The sequence below is a fragment of the Kitasatospora sp. NPDC059747 genome, from assembly GCF_042732955.1.
Taxonomy (GTDB): domain Bacteria; phylum Actinomycetota; class Actinomycetes; order Streptomycetales; family Streptomycetaceae; genus Kitasatospora.
On record NZ_JBHWGV010000193.1, the window covers coordinates 3,878 to 5,351 of the forward strand.

Annotated in this window: 1 protein-coding gene; it reads left to right on the plus strand. The window is 74.8% G+C overall.

Annotation, left to right across the window (positions count from 1 at the left end; translation table 11 throughout):
* The first annotated feature begins 2 nt into the window (after positions 1-2).
* Positions 3-1,325 carry a carbohydrate ABC transporter permease gene (locus tag ACFV4G_RS41435; protein ID WP_380448441.1) on the plus strand — a complete coding sequence of 441 codons (1,323 nt, stop codon included), beginning with the start codon at positions 3-5 and terminating at the stop codon, positions 1,323-1,325.
* The last annotated feature ends 149 nt before the right edge of the window (positions 1,326-1,474 follow it).

Here is a 1,474-nt window from a genome sequence, read left to right on the forward strand (position 1 = left end):
GTGTGAACCACTTGATCTTGCGTCCCCCCCGCCGGGCCCGGGAATCGGGTGCCGCCGTGCGCCCCCAGCGGGGCCTCGCCCTGCTGTTCGTCCTCCCCGCGCTCCTGCTGCTCGGCGCCCTCGTCGTCTACCCCATCGGCTACTCGGTGGCCCGCAGCCTCTTCGACGCCTCCGGCCACCGCTTCGTCGGGCTCGACAACTACGGCGCCGCCTTCACCGACCACGCGACCCTCACCGCCGTGCGCAACAACGCGATCTGGGTCGCCGTCGCGCCGGCCCTGGTCACCGCGATCGGCCTGGTGTTCGCCGTGCTGACCGAGAAGGTCCGCTGGGCCACCGCCTTCAAGCTGCTCGTCTTCATGCCGATGGCGATCTCCTTCCTCGCCGCCGGGATCATCTTCCGCACCGTCTACGACGCCGACCCGCACCGCGGCGTCCTCAACGCCGCCGCCGTCGCCGTCCACGACACCTTCACCGACCAGCCCTCCTACCCGGGCGCCCGGCCGCGCCCCGGCACCGGCCTCGACCAGGCCCAGGGCGGAGACGTCACCGCGCCGGCCGCCACCCGCGCCGTCCTGCTGCCACTGGTCGGCGTGCAGCCCGGCGCCATCCCGGCCGCCGCCCAGGCGGCCAGGCTGCCCACCGGCGACGACGGCGTCAGCGGCACCGCGTTCCTCGACTTCGTCCCGGGCGGTGGCGGCCGTCCCGGCCGGTTGGACCCCGGGAAGAAGGGCCTGCCCGGCCTCAAGGTCCAGCTCCGCGACGGCGGACGGACGATCGCCACCACGACCACGGCCGCCGACGGCACCTTCCGGTTCGCCGCGGCCCCCTCCGCCACCCTCACGGTGGTGCTGCCCGCCGCCGACTTCGCCGCCCCCTACCGCGGCGTCGACTGGCTCGGACCCGCCCTCGTCACCCCCGCCATCATCGGCGCCTACACCTGGATCTGGGCCGGCTTCGCCATGGTGATCATCGCCGGGGGCCTCGCCAACCTGCCCCGCGAGACCATCGAGGCGGCCCGGATCGACGGCGCCGGCGAATGGCAGATCTTCCGCCGCATCACCGTGCCCCAACTCGCCCCGGTGCTCGGCGTCGTGTTCGTCACGATGGTCATCAACGTGATGAAGATCTTCGACCTCGTCTACATCATCGCGCCCGGACCGGTGCAGCAGGACGCCGACGTGCTCGCGCTCCGGCTCTACCTGGTCTCCTTCGGCGGCGGCAACGACCAGGGCCTCGGCAGCGCGCTCAGCGTCCTGCTGCTCCTGCTCGTCGTCCCCGTGATGCTCCTCAACGTCCGCCGCTTCCGCGGGAGTCACACATGACCACCACCTCTCCTGCCCCCGGCGGGGGGGCCCCCCCCCCGCGCCCCCGCCCCCCCGCCCCCCCCCCGCCCCCCCGGCCCCGCCCCGCGGGGGGGAGTGTGGCCCGCCGGGGCGGGGGGGGGGCCACCGAGGGGGCGGGCGTCTCCGAG